Genomic DNA, 18,602 nt, shown 5'->3' on the forward strand with positions numbered 1-18,602 from the left:
CGAAACAGACAGCGCTCGCTTCGCCGGCAAGCCGGCTCCTACAATGCTCACCCTTTATAAAGGAGTGCCTTTATGGAATGGCAACCGCATATCACTGTCGCCACCATCGTCGAGGACCAGGGCCGCTTCCTGTTCGTCGAGGAGTACTCGGGCGAACAGGCCGTGCTCAATCAGCCCGCCGGGCACCTGGATGCCAATGAAAGCCTGCTCCAGGCGGCCATCCGCGAAACCCTGGAGGAAACCGGCTGGGACGTGGAGTTGACCGGCGTGGTCGGCATCTACCTGTACACCGCCCCCAGCAACGGCGTGACCTACCAGCGCGTGTGCTTTGCCGCCAAGCCGCTGCGCCATCATCCGGACTATCAACTGGACGACGGCATCATCGGCCCACGCTGGCTGAGCCGCGAGCAACTGCTGGAGCAACGGGCCAACTGGCGCAGTGAGCTGATCCTGCAGTGCCTGGACGACTACCTGGACGGCCAGTTGCACAGCCTGGCGCTGATCCGACCAATGCTTTAACCGCAGTTTTAGCCTTGCAGGCCTCAGCCTGTTAGAATCGCGTCCTTTTTCAAGACACCCATTGAATTCCTATGCGTGATCCAGCCCCTTCTGACACCCAAAAGAAGCGCGTCATTGTCGGCATGTCCGGCGGCGTGGATTCTTCCGTTTCCGCCCTCCTGCTGATGGAGCAGGGATACCAGGTGGAAGGCCTGTTCATGAAGAACTGGGAGGAAGACGACGGAACCGAGTACTGCACCGCCATGGACGACCTGGCGGATGCCCAGGCCGTGTGCGACAAGCTTGGCATCAAGCTGCACACCGCCAACTTCGCCGCCGAATACTGGGACAACGTGTTCGAGCACTTTCTGGCCGAATACAAGGCCGGTCGCACGCCGAACCCGGACATCCTGTGCAACCGTGAAATCAAGTTCAAGGCGTTCCTCGACTACGCCATGATGCTCGGCGCCGACCTGATCGCCACCGGCCACTATGTGCGCCGCCGCGACATCGACGGCCGCACCGAACTGCTCAAGGGCCTGGACCCGAACAAGGACCAGAGCTATTTCCTGCATGCCGTTGGCGGCGAGCAGATCGCCAAGACCCTGTTCCCGGTGGGCGAGCTGGAAAAACCCGAAGTACGCGCCATCGCCGAGAAACACGACCTGGCTACTGCAAAGAAGAAAGACTCCACCGGCATCTGCTTTATCGGTGAGCGGCGCTTCAGCGACTTCCTCAAGCAATACCTGCCGGCCCAGCCCGGCGAGATCAAGACCACCGAAGGTGAAGTCATCGGCCGCCATCACGGCCTGATGTACCACACCATCGGCCAACGCCAGGGCCTGGGCATCGGCGGCCTGAAAGACGCCGGCGAAGAGCCGTGGTACGTGCTGATCAAGGACCTGGAGCACAACGAGTTGATCGTTGGCCAGGGCAACGATCACCCCTGGCTGTTCTCCCGCGCCCTGCTGGCCTCCGACATCTATTGGGTCAACCCCATCGACCTGAGCCAGCCACGGCGCCTGACCGCCAAGGTGCGCTACCGCCAGAGCGACCAGCCCTGCACCCTGGAAAAGACCGCCAACGGCTACCGCGCCACCTTCGACGACCCACAGCGCGCCGTAACCCCCGGCCAGTCCGTGGTGTTCTACGACGGTGAAATCTGCCTCGGCGGAGGCGTCATCGAAGTCGCCGAACCCTGGAGCAGCAAGGACGTCCGTCCATGAGCCCGATTCAGGAGCAACTGACGGCACTGGGCGGCGTATTCCTTGCCGCAGTGCTGGTGGACCGCATTGCCAAGACAGGTCAGGTCAGCGAAGCGGCCTTGAGCTGCATGCTCGGCAGCCTGCTGATCCGTGATCCGAAGGACACCCTGGAAGTCTATGGCGGCGACGATATCAACCTGCGCGAGGGCTACCGCGCCCTGATCGGCGCCCTGGAGCGCGACCCCAGCACTCTGCAACGCGAGCCGCTGCGCTACGCCCTGTCGATGCTCGGCCTGGAACGTCAGCTGGCCAAGCGCGAAGACCTGCTGGAAACCATCGGCAAGCGCCTGCCGCAGATCCAGTCCCAGGTCGAACACTTCGGCCCGGCCCACGAAAACGTCATTGCCGCGTGCGGCGGGCTGTATCAGGACACCCTGAGCACCCTGCGCCAGCGCATTCAGGTACATGGCGACATGCGCAACCTGCAGCAACCGAGCAATGCCTCGAAAATTCGCGCCCTGCTGCTGGCCGGCATTCGTTCCGCACGCCTGTGGCGCCAGTTGGGCGGCCATCGCTGGCAACTGGTGATCAGCCGGCGCAAATTGCTCAAAGAGCTTTATCCATTGATGCGCAGCAGCTGAGCTGCGCCTGATTTTTCAAGAGCTGCGCGTAAGACGCTGGTCAGTTGGCAACGGACCTGCGGATATTTTCATGTATGATACGCGCCCCATTTCGTTGCCCGACTGTCCGAGAACACCCCATGCAGCTCTCTTCGCTCACTGCGGTTTCCCCTGTTGACGGCCGCTACGCCGGCAAAACCCAGGCCCTGCGCCCCATTTTCAGCGAATACGGCCTGATCCGTGCTCGCGTCCTCGTTGAAGTGCGCTGGCTCCAGCGCCTGGCCGCCCACAGCGCCATCAGCGAAGTGCCGGCGTTCTCCGCCGAAGCCAACGCCGTCCTCAATGCCCTGGCAGAGAACTTCTCCCTGGAGCACGCCGAGCGTGTCAAAGAGATCGAACGCACCACCAACCACGACGTCAAGGCCATCGAGTACCTGCTCAAGGAACAAGCCGCCAAGCTGCCTGAGCTGGCCAACGTCAGTGAATTCATCCACTTCGCCTGCACCAGCGAGGACATCAACAACCTGTCCCACGCCCTGATGCTGCGCGAAGGCCGTGATGAAGTGATGCTGCCGCTGATGCGCCAGACCGCCAACGCCATCCGCGAACTGGCGATCCGTTTCGCCGAAGTGCCGATGCTGTCGCGTACCCACGGTCAGCCGGCCTCGCCGACCACCCTGGGCAAAGAACTGGCCAACGTCGTGTACCGTCTGGAGCGTCAGATCGCTCAGGTCGCTGCCGTGCCATTGCTGGGCAAGATCAACGGCGCCGTGGGCAACTACAACGCCCACCTCTCGGCCTACCCGGACATCGACTGGGAAGCCAACGCACGCGCCTTCATCGAAGACGAGCTGGGCCTGGCTTTCAACCCCTACACCACTCAGATCGAGCCGCACGACTACATCGCCGAGCTGTTCGACGCCATCGCCCGCTTCAACACCATCCTGATCGACTTCGATCGCGATATCTGGGGCTACATCTCCCTGGGCTACTTCAAGCAGCGCACTATTGCCGGCGAAATCGGTTCCTCGACCATGCCGCACAAGGTCAACCCGATCGACTTCGAAAACTCCGAAGGCAACCTGGGGATCGCCAACGCCCTGTTCCAGCACCTGGCGAGCAAGCTGCCGATTTCCCGCTGGCAGCGCGACCTGACCGACTCCACCGTCTTGCGCAACCTGGGCGTGGGCTTCGCTCACAGCGTGATCGCCTACGAAGCCAGCCTCAAGGGCATCAGCAAACTGGAGCTCAACGCCCAGAAGATCGCTGAAGACCTGGACGCTTGCTGGGAAGTCCTGGCCGAGCCGATTCAGACCGTGATGCGTCGCTACAACATCGAAAATCCGTACGAAAAGCTCAAGGAACTGACCCGCGGCAAGGGCATCAGCCCTGAAGCGCTGCAGACTTTCATCGACGGGCTGGACATGCCGGCCGCGGCCAAGGCCGAGCTGAAGCAGCTCACCCCGGCCAGTTACATCGGCAATGCCGTGGCCCAGGCCAAGCGCATCTGACCGACTGCTCGACCTTTTGACGCCCGGCCGCGCCGGGCGTTTTTATTCCTGCTAGAAAAGTAAACTTTTTCAATAGGTTACAAATGAATCCTGACATTCCACTTCAACTTCTGGGCGGCATCACTGCACGGGAATTTCTGCGTGACTACTGGCAGAAGAAGCCCCTGCTGATCCGTCAGGCCCTGCCTGACTTCGAAAGCCCGATCGAACCTGACGAACTGGCCGGCCTGGCCCTGGAAGAAGAAGTCGAATCGCGCCTGGTGATCGAGAAAGGCGAACGCCCCTGGGAGCTGCGTCGCGGCCCGTTCGCCGAAGACGAGTTCAGCAAGCTGCCGGAGCGCGACTGGACCCTGCTGGTCCAGGCCGTGGACCAGTTCGTCCCGGAAGTCGCCGAGCTGCTGGAGCACTTCCGCTTCCTGCCGAGCTGGCGCATCGATGACGTGATGATCAGCTTCGCCGCACCGGGCGGTAACGTCGGCCCACACTTTGACAACTACGACGTGTTCCTGCTGCAAGGCCACGGCAAGCGCAACTGGAAGATCGGCCAGATGTGCGACTCCGAGAGCCCGCTGCTGCAGCACGCGGACCTGCGCATCCTCGCCGAATTCGAAGAGACCGAAAGCTGGGTCCTGGAGCCGGGCGATATGCTCTACCTACCCCCACGCCTGGCCCACTACGGCGTCGCGCTGAACGACTGCATGACCTACTCGGTGGGCTTCCGCGCCCCGAGCGCCGCTGAAGTGCTGACTCACTTCACCGACTTCCTCGGCCAGTTCCTGCCGGACGAAGAGCGCTACACCGACGCCGACGTGCAGCCGGCCAGCGACCCGCACCAGATCCAGCAGGATGCCCTTGATCGCCTCAAAGGCCTACTGGCCGAGCACATGAGCGACGAACGCCTGCTGCTGACCTGGTTCGGCCAGTTCATGACCGAGCCACGCTACCCGGAACTGGTGGTCGGCCCGGAACTGGAAGAGGACGACCTGCTGGGCAGCCTGGAACAGGGCGCGATCCTGATCCGCAATCCAAGCGCACGCCTGGCCTGGTCGGAGGTCGATGAAGATCTGCTGCTGTTCGCCAGCGGCCAAAGTCGCCTGCTTCCCGGTAAACTGCGCGAGCTGCTGAAAATGATTTGCGCCGCCGACGCCCTGCATATCGACAACCTCGGCCCTTGGCTGGCGGATGAAGATGGGCGCGGCCTGCTGTGTGAACTGGTCAAGCAAGGGAGCCTGGGGTTTGCCGATGAATAAGATTCACGTACGTGTCGCAGACTGGCAAAAGGATAACGCCGAGATCCGGCGCATTCGTGAAGCAGTGTTCATTGCCGAGCAATCGGTTCCGCCCGAGCTGGAGTGGGATGCCGACGACGACAGCGCGGTGCACTTTCTGGCCTGCGAGGGTGATTTCCCTATCGGTACCGCGCGCCTGCTGCCGGACGGCCATGTCGGCCGGGTCTCGGTACTCAAGGACTGGCGCGGCCTCAAGGTCGGCGATGCGCTGATGCGTGCAGTGATCGACGAAGCCGAGAAGCGCGGCCTGAAGCAACAGATGCTCAGCGCCCAGGTCCAGGCCACGCCGTTCTACGAGCGCCTGGGCTTCTCGATTGTCAGCGAGGAATTCCTCGAAGCGGGAATCCCCCACGTCGACATGGTTCGCGGCGCCTGACCGACAAGCCCCAGCGGCAATAGCCAGAGCGAACGCCCCGCCATCCCCTTGCGCCCACCAGGCGCAAGACCAGGATGCCGGGGCGTTTTGCCGTCTAGGATTCAACTTGCCCCACCCAAAGCCGACAAAGTGTCAAACTCAAGGCTTTACGCCAGCTACTCGCGGAGATAACGGATATGTCCCTACGCACCTTGCTCACGACGCTGCTGCTGACCTTCAGCTGCTCGGTCATGGCCGCCACCGAGATCGTGCCCCTCAACAACCGCACCAGCGCCGACCTGCTGCCCGTGGCGCAGAATTTTCTGGGCAAGGATGGCAAGGTCAGCGCCTATGGCAACCAACTGATCGTCAACGCCGAGCCGGGCAAGATCGCCGAACTGCGGGCCTTCATTGCGCAACTGGATACCGCGGCCAAGCGTCTGCTGATCACCGTCGACACCAACGAGAACAACTTCCAGGACAACCAGGGTTATTCGGTCAATGGTGCACCGCAAACGCGCATCATCAATCGCAGCACCGAGAGCCGCGATGGCGGCATCCAACAGGTCCAGGCCAGCGAAGGCGTGCCGGCGCTGATCCAGGTTGGCCAGAGCGTGCCCCTGACCACCACCCAGACCGATCCCTACGGTCGCCTGCAAAACCAGACTCAATACCGCAACGTCACCCAGGGCTTCTACGTGACAGCCAGCGTCACCGGCGAGACCGTGCACCTGAGTATCAGCACCAACCGCGACCGCATGAGCCAGGAACGCCCTGATGTAGTGAACGTGCAAAGTACCGACACAACTGTCAGCGGGCGCCTCGGCGAGTGGATCACCCTGGCCGGGGTCAATCGCCAGACCCAGGCCGACAAGCAGGCCCTGGGCCGCAGCTACTCGACTCAAGGACGGGATGACATGACCTTGCGCGTCAAGGTCGACGCCTTGGACTAAAGCACCAAAAACTGACTGATTAGTCGTATTAGACCAAAGATGTAGTGCCATAAAAAAAGCACTACAAAACATTTGACGAGCCAAAAAACCGCGGGCATGATGGCCTCGCTCCCGCTAATCAGGGGCCCTGGCAAGGGCCTTCGGATCGCCGCTCTAACCTACCCACCTGAGCCGATTCGTGTCTGTACTGCCCACAAGGTGTGTTTGACGAGATTGCGACTGGAACGAAGTTGTCCCGAGGGACGGAAGCGTATTTAGGTCGATCGGCAACACACTGATGGAACGCACCAAGGCCCACGACGCCCGCATGCGCACCGCAGCTCGCCTTCACCTGCTCACTCTCCCCTCGAGCCCATCGTTCACCCGTCGCCATCCCCGCCAGACCCGACTGGACCGCCTAAGCTTCCTGGTCAGCGAGCAGCCTTCCACGCAACGTTACGACGCGTGATCGGCGGAGCCGGAATTCTCCAACCAAGAACGACTTTTTACACAAGACGCGACGAGGTTTATCTCCATGGCACTGACACGCGAACAGCAAATTGCAGCCCTTGAAAAAGACTGGGCTGAAAACCCGCGCTGGAAAGGCGTGACTCGCACTTATTCCGCTGCCGATGTGGTCCGTCTGCGTGGTTCGGTCCAACCCGAGCACACCCTGGCACGCATGGGCGCCGAGAAGCTCTGGAACCTGGTCACCCAAGGTGCCAAGCCGTCCTTCCGTCCTGAGAAAGATTTCGTCAACTGCATGGGCGCCCTGACCGGCGGCCAGGCTGTTCAACAGGTCAAAGCCGGCATCCAGGCAATCTATCTGTCCGGCTGGCAAGTGGCTGCGGACAACAACTCCGCCGAATCCATGTACCCCGACCAGTCGCTGTACCCGGTGGATTCGGTTCCGACAGTGGTCAAGCGCATCAACAACTCGTTCCGTCGTGCCGACCAAATCCAGTGGAAAGCCGGCAAGAATCCGGGCGACGACGGCTACATCGACTACTTCGCACCTATCGTAGCTGACGCTGAAGCCGGTTTCGGCGGCGTACTGAACGCCTACGAGCTGATGAAGAGCATGATCGAAGCGGGCGCCGCCGGCGTTCACTTCGAAGACCAGCTGGCTTCCGTGAAGAAGTGCGGCCATATGGGCGGCAAGGTACTGGTTCCAACCCAGGAAGCCGTACAGAAGCTGACCGCTGCCCGCCTGGCGGCCGACGTTGCCGGTGTACCGACCATCATCCTGGCCCGTACCGACGCCAACGCTGCTGACCTGCTGACTTCGGACTGCGACCCGTACGACCAGCCGTTCGTGACTGGCACTCGCACCCAGGAAGGCTTCTACAAAGTAAAAGCCGGCCTGGATCAAGCGATCGCCCGCGGCCTGGCTTACGCTCCGTACGCCGACCTGATCTGGTGCGAAACCGCCAAGCCGGACCTGGACGAAGCTCGTCGCTTCGCCGAAGCAATCAAGAAGGAATACCCGGACCAAATCCTGTCGTACAACTGCTCGCCTTCCTTCAACTGGAAGAAAAACCTGGACGACGCCACCATCGCCAAGTTCCAGCGCGAACTGTCCGCCATGGGTTACAAGCACCAGTTCATCACCCTGGCCGGCATCCACAACATGTGGCACAGCATGTTCAACCTGGCGCACGACTACGCCCGCAACGACATGACCGCCTACGTGAAGCTGCAAGAGCAGGAATTCGCTGACGCCGCCAAAGGCTACACCTTCGTGGCGCACCAGCAGGAAGTGGGCACCGGCTACTTCGACGACATGACCACTGTGATCCAGGGTGGCTCGTCCTCGGTAACCGCTCTGACCGGTTCCACCGAAGAAGAGCAGTTCCACTGATTCCAGGCCTCGCGCCTTGATCGAGCGGCCAATGCAGGCCCGGTAAAAACAACTGCATTGCTGTACAACTGACGCCCCGACTGGTTCGGGGCGTTTTTTTGCCCGCCAAACCTGCAGCAGCCAGCTTGCCGGCGAACCGCTCCCCTGCAGCCCCCTCAAAAACCTCGAGACGCCCGGCCCCTGCAAAAAAGCTCGCCAAACATTGATCCAGAGCGGTGTTACCCAGAGCGAAACAGGTTAAAAGGTGCGCCCCTGCTACTTGCAGTAACAGGGATATAACAAGCAACTTTCCCACTCCCCGAAGGAAAGCAGATTAAAACAACACCCAAACAATATTGATTATCATTTAGCCGCTATAACTTTCGTTGCAGCTGCAACAAAACATAATTAACAAAACCTCCCCTAATGCCCACAGGCCGCGGCTTACGGGGCTACAGGGGTGAGCTATGTCCTTATTACGATAAACAATTTCGCTTTAGAAATTTTACTTGCCCGGTGTTTAGCCATAAAATCAGCGCGATTGATTGCGCTGCGACATATCGTCACTGCTTTATTTCTTTATCAAGCTCAGAGACTCTTGCTCTCTGTTAAGGATTACCAGCATGCCCGAAGCGACAGGACTCATGGCCCACAACTGGGGCTTTGCCATTTTCCTTCTGGGTGTTGTCGGCCTTTGCGCCTTCATGCTCGGCGTCTCCAGCCTCCTCGGGTCAAAAGCCTGGGGCCGCAGCAAAAACGAACCGTTCGAGTCCGGCATGCTACCTACCGGTGGCGCCCGCTTGCGGCTCTCAGCCAAATTCTATCTGGTCGCGATGCTCTTCGTGATCTTCGATATCGAAGCCCTCTTTCTCTTTGCCTGGTCTGTGTCCGTCCGCGAAAGCGGCTGGACCGGATTCGTCGAAGCTCTCGTTTTCATAGCAATTCTGTTGGCAGGTCTTGTCTACCTTTGGCGAGTGGGGGCTCTTGACTGGGCTCCGGAAGGTCGTCGTAAGCGGCAGGCGAAGCTAAAACAATGAGGCTTTGGCGATGCAATACAATCTCACCAGGATCGACCCCGATGCTCCTAACGATCAGTACCCGATCGGCGAACGGGAAACCGTTTCCGATCCGTTAGAGGATCAGGTCCACAAAAACATCTTCATGGGCAAGCTGGAAGACGTGCTGAGCGGCGCGGTCAACTGGGGGCGTAAGAACTCCCTGTGGCCGTACAACTTCGGTCTGTCCTGCTGCTACGTGGAAATGACCACTGCCTTCACGGCGCCCCACGACATCGCGCGCTTTGGCGCCGAGGTTATCCGGGCATCGCCGCGTCAGGCGGATTTCATGGTTATTGCCGGCACCTGCTTCATCAAGATGGCGCCGATCATCCAGCGTCTCTATGAGCAAATGCTCGAGCCTAAATGGGTTATCTCCATGGGTTCGTGCGCCAACTCCGGTGGCATGTACGACATCTACTCCGTAGTTCAGGGGGTGGACAAGTTCCTGCCCGTGGACGTCTACGTACCTGGCTGCCCGCCCCGCCCTGAAGCATTCCTGCAAGGCTTGATGCTCTTGCAAGAATCCATTGGCCAGGAGCGTCGCCCACTTTCCTGGGTCGTCGGTGATCAAGGCGTATACCGCGCCGAAATGCCGTCGCAAAAGGAGCAGCGCCGCGAACAGCGTATTCAGGTCACCAACCTGCGCAGCCCTGACGAAGTCTGATCCAGATCTGTTCTGACAAAGAAACGACACTGGCTTCACTCTTTACGTTGACCGAAAGCGATAAAAAACCATGACTACAGGCAGTGCTCTGTACATCCCGCCTTATAAGGCTGACGACCAGGATGTGGTTGTCGAACTCAATAACCGTTTTGGCCCTGAGGCGTTCACCGCCCAGGCCACCCGCACCGGCATGCCGGTGCTGTGGGTTACCCGCTCCAAACTCGTTGAAATCCTGACCTTCCTGCGCAACCTGCCCAAGCCGTACGTCATGCTCTATGACCTGCATGGCGTGGACGAGCGCCTGCGCACCAAGCGTCAAGGCCTGCCGAGTGCCGATTTCAGCGTGTTCTACCACTTGCTGTCGATCGAACGTAACAGCGACGTGATGATCAAAGTGGCCCTGTCCGAAGGCGATCTCAGCCTGCCGACCGTCACCGGTATCTGGCCCAATGCCAACTGGTACGAGCGTGAAGTCTGGGACATGTTCGGCATCGACTTTGCCGGCCACCCTCACCTTTCGCGGATCATGATGCCGCCGACCTGGGAAGGTCACCCGCTGCGCAAGGACTTCCCGGCCCGCGCCACCGAGTTCGACCCGTTCAGCCTGACCCTGGCCAAACAGCAGTTGGAAGAAGAAGCCGCGCGCTTCCGTCCAGAAGACTGGGGCATGAAGCGTTCCGGTGCCAACGAGGACTACATGTTCCTCAACCTGGGCCCGAACCACCCATCGGCCCACGGTGCCTTCCGCATCATCCTGCAGTTGGACGGCGAAGAGATCGTCGACTGCGTACCGGACATCGGCTACCACCACCGTGGTGCCGAGAAGATGGCCGAGCGCCAGTCCTGGCACAGCTTCATCCCTTACACCGACCGTATCGACTACCTCGGCGGGGTGATGAACAACCTGCCGTACGTGCTCTCGGTCGAGAAGCTGGCCGGCATCAAGGTACCGGAGAAGGTCGACGTCATCCGCATCATGATGGCCGAGTTCTTCCGCATCACCAGCCACCTGCTATTCCTGGGTACCTACATCCAGGACGTCGGTGCCATGACCCCGGTGTTCTTCACCTTCACCGACCGCCAGCGTGCCTACACCGTGATCGAAGCCATCACCGGCTTCCGCCTGCACCCGGCCTGGTACCGCATCGGCGGCGTCGCCCACGACCTGCCCCGCGGCTGGGAAAAGCTGGTCAAGGACTTCGTTGAATGGCTGCCCAAGCGCCTCGACGAATACACCAAGGCCGCCCTGCAGAACAGCATCCTCAAGGGTCGGACCATCGGCGTTGCCGCCTACAACACCAAGGAAGCCCTGGAATGGGGCGTCACCGGTGCCGGCCTGCGTTCCACCGGCTGCGATTTCGACCTGCGCAAGGCTCGTCCGTACTCCGGCTACGAGAACTTCGAGTTCGAAGTTCCACTGGCGGCCAACGGTGACGCCTACGACCGCTGCATGGTTCGCGTCGAGGAGATGCGCCAGAGCATCAAGATCATCGATCAGTGCCTGCGCAATATGCCGGAAGGGCCGTACAAGGCGGATCACCCGCTGACCACGCCGCCGCCGAAAGAGCGCACCCTGCAGCACATCGAAACCTTGATCACGCACTTCCTGCAGGTTTCGTGGGGTCCGGTGATGCCGGCCAACGAATCCTTCCAGATGATCGAAGCGACCAAGGGCATCAACAGTTATTACCTGACGAGCGATGGCGGCACCATGAGCTACCGCACCCGGATTCGCACCCCAAGCTTCGCCCACCTGCAGCAGATCCCTTCGGTGATCCGCGGCAGTATGGTCGCGGACTTGATCGCGTACCTGGGTAGTATCGACTTCGTTATGGCCGACGTGGACCGCTAAGCATGAACAGCACGCTTATCCAGACAGACCGTTTCGCCCTGAGCGAAACCGAGCGCTCGGCCATCGAGCACGAGATGCATCATTACGAAGACCCGCGCGCGGCGTCGATCGAAGCCCTGAAGATCGTCCAGAAGGAACGTGGCTGGGTGCCGGACGGCGCGGTCTACGCCATCGGCGAGATCCTTGGCATCCCCGCCAGCGACGTTGAAGGCGTGGCGACGTTCTACAGCCAGATCTTCCGTCAGCCAGTGGGCCGCCACATCATTCGCGTCTGCGACAGCATGGTCTGCTACATCGGCGGCCACGAGTCCGTGGTCAGCCAGATTCAGAGCGAGCTGGGCATCGGCCTCGGCCAGACCACCGCCGACGGCCGCTTCACCCTGCTGCCGGTGTGCTGCCTGGGCAACTGCGACAAGGCCCCGGCGCTGATGATCGACGACGACACTTTCGGCGACGTACAGCCTGCTGGCGTGGCCAAACTGTTGGAGGGCTACGTATGACCCTGACCTCTTTCGGCCCTGCGAACCGCATTGCGCGTACCGCAGAAACCCACCCCCTGACCTGGCGTCTGCGTGACGACGGCGAGCCTGTATGGTTCGACGAGTACCAGGCCAAGAACGGTTACGCGGCGGCCCGCAAGGCTTTCGCCGACCTGTCCCAGGACGATATCGTCCAGACCGTCAAGGATGCCGGCCTCAAGGGGCGCGGCGGTGCGGGCTTCCCCACCGGCGTGAAGTGGGGCCTGATGCCCAAAGACGAGTCCATGAACATCCGCTACCTGCTGTGCAACGCGGACGAAATGGAACCCAACACCTGGAAGGACCGCATGCTGATGGAGCAACTGCCCCATCTGCTGATCGAAGGCATGCTGATCAGTGCCCGTGCACTGAAGACCTACCGCGGCTACATCTTCCTGCGGGGCGAATACACCACCGCCGCCAAGCACCTGCGGCGTGCCGTGGAAGAAGCCAAGGCCGCAGGCCTGTTGGGCAAGAACATCCTGGGCAGCGGTTTCGATTTCGAGCTGTTCGTCCACACCGGCGCCGGGCGTTACATCTGCGGTGAAGAAACCGCACTGATCAACTCCCTGGAAGGCCGTCGCGCCAACCCACGCTCCAAGCCGCCCTTCCCTGCGGCCGTAGGCGTGTGGGGCAAGCCGACGTGCGTGAACAACGTCGAGACCCTGTGCAACGTGCCGGCGATCATCGGCGACGGTGTGGAGTGGTACAAATCCCTGGCCCGCGAAGGCAGCGAAGACCACGGCACCAAGCTGATGGGCTTCTCCGGCAAAGTGAAGAACCCTGGCCTGTGGGAGCTGCCCTTCGGCGTGACCGCACGCGAGCTGTTCGAAGACTACGCCGGCGGCATGCGCGACGGCTTCAAGCTCAAGTGCTGGCAGCCAGGCGGCGCCGGTACCGGCTTCCTGCTGCCAGAACACCTGGATGCGCAAATGTATGCCGGCGGCATCGCCAAAGTGGGCACCCGCATGGGTACCGGCCTGGCCATGGCGGTGGACGACAGCATCAACATGGTGTCGCTGTTGCGCAACATGGAGCAATTCTTCGCCCGTGAATCCTGCGGCTTCTGCACCCCTTGCCGTGATGGCCTGCCATGGAGCGTCAAACTGCTGATGGCTCTGGAGAACGGCCAGGGCCAGCAAGGCGACATCGAGACCCTGCTGGGTCTGGTGGGGTTCCTCGGCCCAGGCAAGACCTTCTGTGCTCACGCACCGGGTGCCGTGGAGCCGTTGGGCAGTGCCATCAAGTATTTCCGTCCAGAGTTCGAAGCCGGCATCGCGCCCACCAGCGCCGCCGTCCCGCCTCTGGCCCGACCGATCGTAGTCGGCGCCTAACGCTTAGATGAGGGCGCAGGGTCCGTGCCCTGCGCTCGACGTGCGATGACGCCGTGAACGGCTGTGTTGATTCGCACGCATAACAAGATTCCATTAGCCACGCCCGCTGACACCGGGCCAACGAAGAACTTTGAACCATGGCCACTATCCACGTAGACGGCAAAGCGCTCGAAGTCGATGGGGCGGACAACCTGTTACAGGCTTGTCTGTCACTAGGCCTCGACATCCCTTATTTCTGCTGGCATCCCGCTCTCGGTAGCGTCGGTGCCTGTCGCCAGTGCGCGGTCAAGCAGTACACCGACGAGAACGACACCCGTGGTCGTATCGTCATGTCCTGCATGACCCCAGCCACTGACAACACCTGGATCTCCATCGACGATGAAGAATCCAAGGCCTTCCGCGCCAGTGTTGTCGAGTGGCTGATGACTAACCACCCCCACGACTGCCCGGTCTGTGAGGAAGGCGGTCACTGCCACCTGCAAGACATGACGGTGATGACCGGCCACAACGAGCGCCGTTATCGCTTCACCAAGCGCACCCACCAGAACCAGGACCTCGGCCCGTTCATTTCCCACGAAATGAACCGCTGCATCGCCTGCTATCGCTGCGTGCGCTTCTACAAGGACTACGCCGGCGGCACCGACCTGGGCGTCTACGGCGCCCACGACAACGTGTACTTCGGTCGCGTTGAAGACGGCACCCTGGAAAGCGAGTTCTCCGGCAACCTCACCGAGGTCTGCCCGACCGGTGTGTTCACCGACAAGACTCACTCCGAGCGCTACAACCGCAAGTGGGACATGCAGTTCTCGCCGAGCATCTGCCATGGCTGCTCCAGCGGTTGCAACATCTCCCCGGGCGAGCGCTACGGCGAGCTGCGGCGCATCGAGAACCGCTACAACGGTTCGGTGAACCAGTATTTCCTCTGCGACCGCGGCCGTTTTGGCTACGGCTACGTCAACCGCAAGGACCGTCCGCGCCAGCCACGCCTGGCCGATGGCACCCAGCTGACTCTGGACCAGGCGCTGGACCAGGCGGCCGACCTGCTACGCGGTCGCAACATCGTCGGTATCGGCTCGCCTCGCGCCAGCCTGGAAAGCAACTACGCGCTGCGTGAGCTGGTCGGTGCCGAGCACTTCTACAGTGGTATCGAAGCTTCTGAACTGGAGCGCATCCGCCTGGTTCTGCAGGTTCTGAACGACAGTCCGCTGCCGGTTCCGAACATGCGCGAGATCGAAGACCACGATGCCATCTTCGTCCTTGGCGAAGACCTGACCCAAACCGCCGCACGCATGGCCCTGGCCCTGCGCCAGTCGGTCAAGGGCAAGGCCGAGGAAATGGCCGACGCCATGCGCGTCCAGCCTTGGCTCGACGCCGCCGTGAAGAACATCGGCCAGCACGCGCTGAACCCGCTGTTCATTGCCAGCCTGGCTGAAACCAAGCTCGACGACGTGGCCGAGGAGTGTGTACACGCCGCTCCAGACGACCTGGCGCGCATCGGTTTCGCCGTGGCCCACGCCATCGACGCCAGCGCCCCTGCCGTGGAAGGCCTGGACAGTGAAGCCCTGGAACTGGCCAAGCGCATTGCCGACGCTCTGCTGGCGGCCAAGCGTCCACTGATCATTTCCGGTACCTCCCTGGGCTCCAAGGCACTGATCGAAGCTGCGGCGAACATCGCCAAAGCCTTGAAGCTGCGCGAGAAAGCCGGCTCCATCAGCCTGATCGTGCCAGAGGCCAACAGCCTCGGCCTGGCCATGCTCGGTGGCGAATCCGTGGACGCGGCCCTGCAGACGGTGATCGACGGTAAGGCCGACGCCATCGTGGTGCTGGAAAACGACCTGTATACCCGCACCGACGCAGCCAAAGTGGATGCCGCACTGAACGCGGCGAAGGTGGTGATCGTTGCCGATCATCAACAGACCGCCACCCTTGAGCGCGCGCACCTGGTGCTGTCGGCGGCCAGCTTTGCCGAAGGCGACGGCACCCTGGTCAGCCAGGAAGGTCGCGCCCAGCGCTTCTTCCAGGTCTTCGATCCGACCTACCTGGACGCCAGCATCATGGTCCACGAAGGCTGGCGCTGGCTGCATGCCCTGCGCAGCACTCTGCTGAACAAGCCGGTGGACTGGACCCAGCTGGACCACGTGACCGCTGCCTGCGCCGCGAGCACCCCGCAACTGGCTTCCATCATCGACGCGGCACCTTCCGCAGCGTTCCGTATCAAAGGCCTGAAACTGGCCCGCGAACCGCTGCGCTACAGCGGCCGTACCGCCATGCGCGCCAACCAGAGCGTGCATGAACCGCGCACCCCGCAAGACCCGGATACCGCCTTCGCCTACTCCATGGAAGGTTACTCGGGCTCCGCCGAACCGCGCTCGCAAGTGCCGTTCGCCTGGTCGCCGGGCTGGAACTCGCCGCAAGCCTGGAACAAGTTCCAGGACGAAGTCGGCGGCCATCTGCGTGCCGGTGATCCGGGTACTCGCCTGATCGAAAGCCAGGGCGACCGTCTCAACTGGTTCGCCAGCGTACCGCGGGCCTTCTCTCCGGCTCAGGGCACCTGGCAAGCGGTGCCGTTCTATCACCTGTTCGGCAGCGAAGAGAACTCTTCGAAAGCCGCTCCGGTACAGGAACGCATTCCGGCGGCCTACGTGGCCCTGGCCAAGTCCGAAGCCGATCGCCTGGGTGTCAACGACGGTGCCCTGCTCGCGGTGAACGTAGCCGGCCAGACCCTGCGTCTGCCACTGCGCATCAACGAAGAGCTGGGTGCTGGCCTGGTGGGGCTGCCTGCCGGTCTGGCGGGGATTCCTCCGGCGTTCTTTGGCAAATCCGTTGACGGTCTGCAGGAGGCGGCGCAATGAGTTGGTTTACCCCTGAAGTGATCGACGTGATCCTGACGGTCGTCAAGGCCGTCGTGATCCTGCTGGCGGTGGTAATCGCCGGTGCGCTGCTGAGCTTCGTCGAACGTCGCCTGCTGGGCTGGTGGCAGGACCGTTACGGTCCGAACCGCGTTGGCCCGTTCGGCATGTTCCAGATCGCCGCCGACATGCTGAAGATGTTCTTCAAGGAAGACTGGACCCCGCCGTTTGCCGACAAGGTGATCTTCACCCTGGCACCGGTGGTCGCCATGTCCGCCCTGCTGATCGCCTTCGCGATCATCCCGATCACCCCGACCTGGGGCGTCGCGGACCTGAACATCGGCCTGCTGTTCTTCTTCGCCATGGCGGGCCTGTCGGTCTACGCGGTGCTGTTCGCCGGCTGGTCGAGTAACAACAAGTTCGCCCTGCTGGGCAGCTTGCGGGCTTCGGCCCAGACCGTGTCCTACGAAGTGTTCATGGGCCTGGCGCTGATGGGCATCGTGGCTCAGGTCGGTTCCTTCAACATGCGCGACATCGTCGAGTACCAGGCGCAGAACCTGTGGTTCATCATTCCGCAGTTCTTCGGCTTCTGTACCTTCTTCATCGCTGGCGTGGCCGTGACTCACCGTCACCCCTTCGACCAGCCGGAAGCGGAGCAGGAACTGGCCGACGGTTACCACATTGAATACGCCGGCATGAAATGGGGCATGTTCTTCGTTGGTGAGTACATCGGCATCATCTTGATCTCGGCACTGTTGGTCACCCTGTTCTTCGGTGGCTGGCACGGTCCGTTCGGCATCCTGCCGCAACTGTCCTTCGTCTGGTTCGCCCTGAAGACCGCGTTCTTCATCATGCTGTTCATCCTGCTGCGCGCCTCTATCCCGCGCCCGCGTTATGACCAGGTGATGGACTTCAGCTGGAAATTCTGCCTGCCGCTGACCCTGATCAATTTGCTGGTGACCGCTGCGCTTGTGTTGTTGAACACGCCTGCGGGCGCGGTTCAGTGAGGATTTGACCCATGTTCAAATATATTGGCGACATCGTTAAGGGTACTGGTACCCAGTTGCGCAGCCTGGTGATGGTGTTCGGTCACGGCTTTCGCAAACGCGACACCCTGCAATACCCCGAAGAGCCGGTGTACCTGCCGCCACGCTACCGTGGCCGTATCGTCCTGACTCGCGACCCCGATGGCGAAGAGCGTTGCGTTGCCTGCAACCTGTGCGCCGTGGCCTGCCCTGTGGGTTGCATCTCGCTGCAGAAAGCTGAAACCGAAGACGGTCGCTGGTACCCGGACTTCTTCCGCATCAACTTCTCGCGCTGCATTTTCTGCGGCCTCTGCGAGGAAGCCTGTCCGACCACCGCAATCCAGCTGACACCGGATTTCGAGATGGCCGAGTTCAAACGTCAGGACCTGGTTTACGAGAAAGAGGATCTCTTGATCTCCGGTCCCGGAAAGAACCCTGACTACAACTTCTATCGTGTTGCAGGTATGGCCATTGCCGGTAAGCCAAAAGGCTCCGCGCAGAATGAAGCCGAGCCGATCAACGTGAAGAGCTTGCTGCCTTAAGGAAGAACGATGGAATTCGCTTTCTATTTCGCATCAGGTGTTGCCGTTGTTTCCACGCTGCGCGTGGTCACCAACACCAACCCTGTGCACGCCCTGCTCTACCTGATCATTTCGTTGATCGCCGTGGCCATGACCTTCTTCAGCCTCGGCGCACCGTTCGCCGGTGCCCTGGAAGTGATCGCCTACGCCGGCGCCATCATGGTGCTGTTCGTGTTCGTGGTGATGATGCTCAACCTCGGCCCGGCCGCGGCTCAGCAGGAGCGCATCTGGCTCACGCCCGGCATCTGGATCGGCCCGGTGATTCTCGCCGCCCTGCTGCTGGCTGAACTGCTGTACGTATTGTTCAGCCACCAGAGCGGTGCCGGTATCGGTCAAACCACCGTCGACGCCAAGGCCGTGGGCATCAGCCTGTTCGGCCCTTACCTACTGGTGGTCGAACTCGCCTCGATGCTGCTGCTCGCCGCAGCCGTCACGGCGTTCCACTTGGGCCGCAACGAGGCGAAGGAGTAA

General features: G+C 61.4%; 17 protein-coding genes. All 17 read left to right on the forward strand.

Annotation, left to right across the window (positions count from 1 at the left end):
- The first annotated feature begins 72 nt into the window (after nucleotides 1-72).
- The 17 genes from PFZ56_RS24895 (at nucleotide 73) to nuoJ (ending at nucleotide 18,602) form a co-directional block, all read left to right on the forward strand.
- A complete protein-coding gene (locus PFZ56_RS24895; RefSeq protein ID WP_102881785.1) occupies nucleotides 73-519 on the forward strand; it encodes an NUDIX hydrolase in 447 nt (148 codons plus the stop codon).
- A 71-nt stretch (nucleotides 520-590) separates the two neighbouring features.
- Nucleotides 591-1,724: a tRNA 2-thiouridine(34) synthase MnmA gene (gene mnmA, locus PFZ56_RS24900; RefSeq protein WP_102864724.1), complete on the forward strand. Its 1,134-nt coding sequence runs from the start codon at nucleotides 591-593 to the stop codon at nucleotides 1,722-1,724.
- Complete coding sequence (hflD, locus tag PFZ56_RS24905; protein ID WP_025126594.1) at nucleotides 1,721-2,344, forward strand: high frequency lysogenization protein HflD; 624 nt, start codon at nucleotides 1,721-1,723, stop codon at nucleotides 2,342-2,344. Before mnmA ends, hflD begins: the two co-directional genes overlap by 4 nt.
- A 119-nt stretch (nucleotides 2,345-2,463) precedes the next feature.
- Nucleotides 2,464-3,834: an adenylosuccinate lyase gene (gene purB / locus PFZ56_RS24910; RefSeq protein ID WP_102881787.1), complete on the forward strand. Its 1,371-nt coding sequence runs from the start codon at nucleotides 2,464-2,466 to the stop codon at nucleotides 3,832-3,834.
- Between the two features lie 83 nt (nucleotides 3,835-3,917).
- Nucleotides 3,918-5,084, forward strand: coding sequence for a cupin domain-containing protein (locus PFZ56_RS24915; protein ID WP_102864722.1), 1,167 nt, complete (start codon nucleotides 3,918-3,920; stop codon nucleotides 5,082-5,084).
- The gene (locus PFZ56_RS24920) at nucleotides 5,077-5,499 is read left to right on the forward strand and encodes a GNAT family N-acetyltransferase (RefSeq protein WP_102864721.1); all 423 of its coding nucleotides are present in this window, start codon (nucleotides 5,077-5,079) and stop codon (nucleotides 5,497-5,499) included. The genes PFZ56_RS24915 and PFZ56_RS24920 overlap by 8 nt, the downstream gene beginning before the upstream one ends.
- 176 nt (nucleotides 5,500-5,675) lie before the next feature.
- Nucleotides 5,676-6,431, forward strand: a complete 756-nt coding sequence (locus PFZ56_RS24925; protein WP_102864720.1) for a secretin N-terminal domain-containing protein — start codon at nucleotides 5,676-5,678, stop codon at nucleotides 6,429-6,431.
- A gap of 514 nt (nucleotides 6,432-6,945) precedes the next feature.
- On the forward strand, nucleotides 6,946-8,271 hold the full coding sequence (gene aceA, locus PFZ56_RS24930; RefSeq protein WP_025126589.1) for an isocitrate lyase: 1,326 nt from the start codon (nucleotides 6,946-6,948) through the stop codon (nucleotides 8,269-8,271).
- 602 nt (nucleotides 8,272-8,873) lie between these two features.
- On the forward strand, nucleotides 8,874-9,287 hold the full coding sequence (locus PFZ56_RS24935; protein WP_011062185.1) for an NADH-quinone oxidoreductase subunit A: 414 nt from the start codon (nucleotides 8,874-8,876) through the stop codon (nucleotides 9,285-9,287).
- Between the two features lie 10 nt (nucleotides 9,288-9,297).
- A complete protein-coding gene (locus PFZ56_RS24940; protein WP_011062186.1) occupies nucleotides 9,298-9,972 on the forward strand; it encodes an NADH-quinone oxidoreductase subunit B family protein in 675 nt (224 codons plus the stop codon).
- A gap of 70 nt (nucleotides 9,973-10,042) precedes the next feature.
- Nucleotides 10,043-11,824: an NADH-quinone oxidoreductase subunit C/D gene (nuoC, locus tag PFZ56_RS24945; RefSeq protein ID WP_102864719.1), complete on the forward strand. Its 1,782-nt coding sequence runs from the start codon at nucleotides 10,043-10,045 to the stop codon at nucleotides 11,822-11,824.
- 2 nt (nucleotides 11,825-11,826) lie between these two features.
- The gene (nuoE, locus tag PFZ56_RS24950) at nucleotides 11,827-12,324 is read left to right on the forward strand and encodes an NADH-quinone oxidoreductase subunit NuoE (RefSeq protein WP_011062188.1); all 498 of its coding nucleotides are present in this window, start codon (nucleotides 11,827-11,829) and stop codon (nucleotides 12,322-12,324) included.
- Nucleotides 12,321-13,676 (forward strand): NADH-quinone oxidoreductase subunit NuoF, encoded by a 1,356-nt coding sequence (gene nuoF / locus PFZ56_RS24955; protein WP_102864718.1) that lies wholly within the window; start codon nucleotides 12,321-12,323, stop codon nucleotides 13,674-13,676. The genes nuoE and nuoF overlap by 4 nt, the downstream gene beginning before the upstream one ends.
- Nucleotides 13,677-13,813: 137 nt before the next feature.
- Nucleotides 13,814-16,528 (forward strand): NADH-quinone oxidoreductase subunit NuoG, encoded by a 2,715-nt coding sequence (gene nuoG, locus PFZ56_RS24960; RefSeq protein WP_170003875.1) that lies wholly within the window; start codon nucleotides 13,814-13,816, stop codon nucleotides 16,526-16,528.
- Complete coding sequence (gene nuoH / locus PFZ56_RS24965; protein WP_102864716.1) at nucleotides 16,525-17,532, forward strand: NADH-quinone oxidoreductase subunit NuoH; 1,008 nt, start codon at nucleotides 16,525-16,527, stop codon at nucleotides 17,530-17,532. Before nuoG ends, nuoH begins: the two co-directional genes overlap by 4 nt.
- 11 nt (nucleotides 17,533-17,543) lie before the next feature.
- Nucleotides 17,544-18,092 (forward strand): NADH-quinone oxidoreductase subunit NuoI, encoded by a 549-nt coding sequence (gene nuoI, locus PFZ56_RS24970; RefSeq protein WP_003223795.1) that lies wholly within the window; start codon nucleotides 17,544-17,546, stop codon nucleotides 18,090-18,092.
- Between the two features lie 9 nt (nucleotides 18,093-18,101).
- Nucleotides 18,102-18,602, forward strand: coding sequence for an NADH-quinone oxidoreductase subunit J (nuoJ, locus tag PFZ56_RS24975; protein WP_102864715.1), 501 nt, complete (start codon nucleotides 18,102-18,104; stop codon nucleotides 18,600-18,602).

The organism is Pseudomonas danubii, assembly GCF_042980055.1.
Classification (GTDB): Bacteria; Pseudomonadota; Gammaproteobacteria; order Pseudomonadales; family Pseudomonadaceae; genus Aquipseudomonas; species Aquipseudomonas danubii.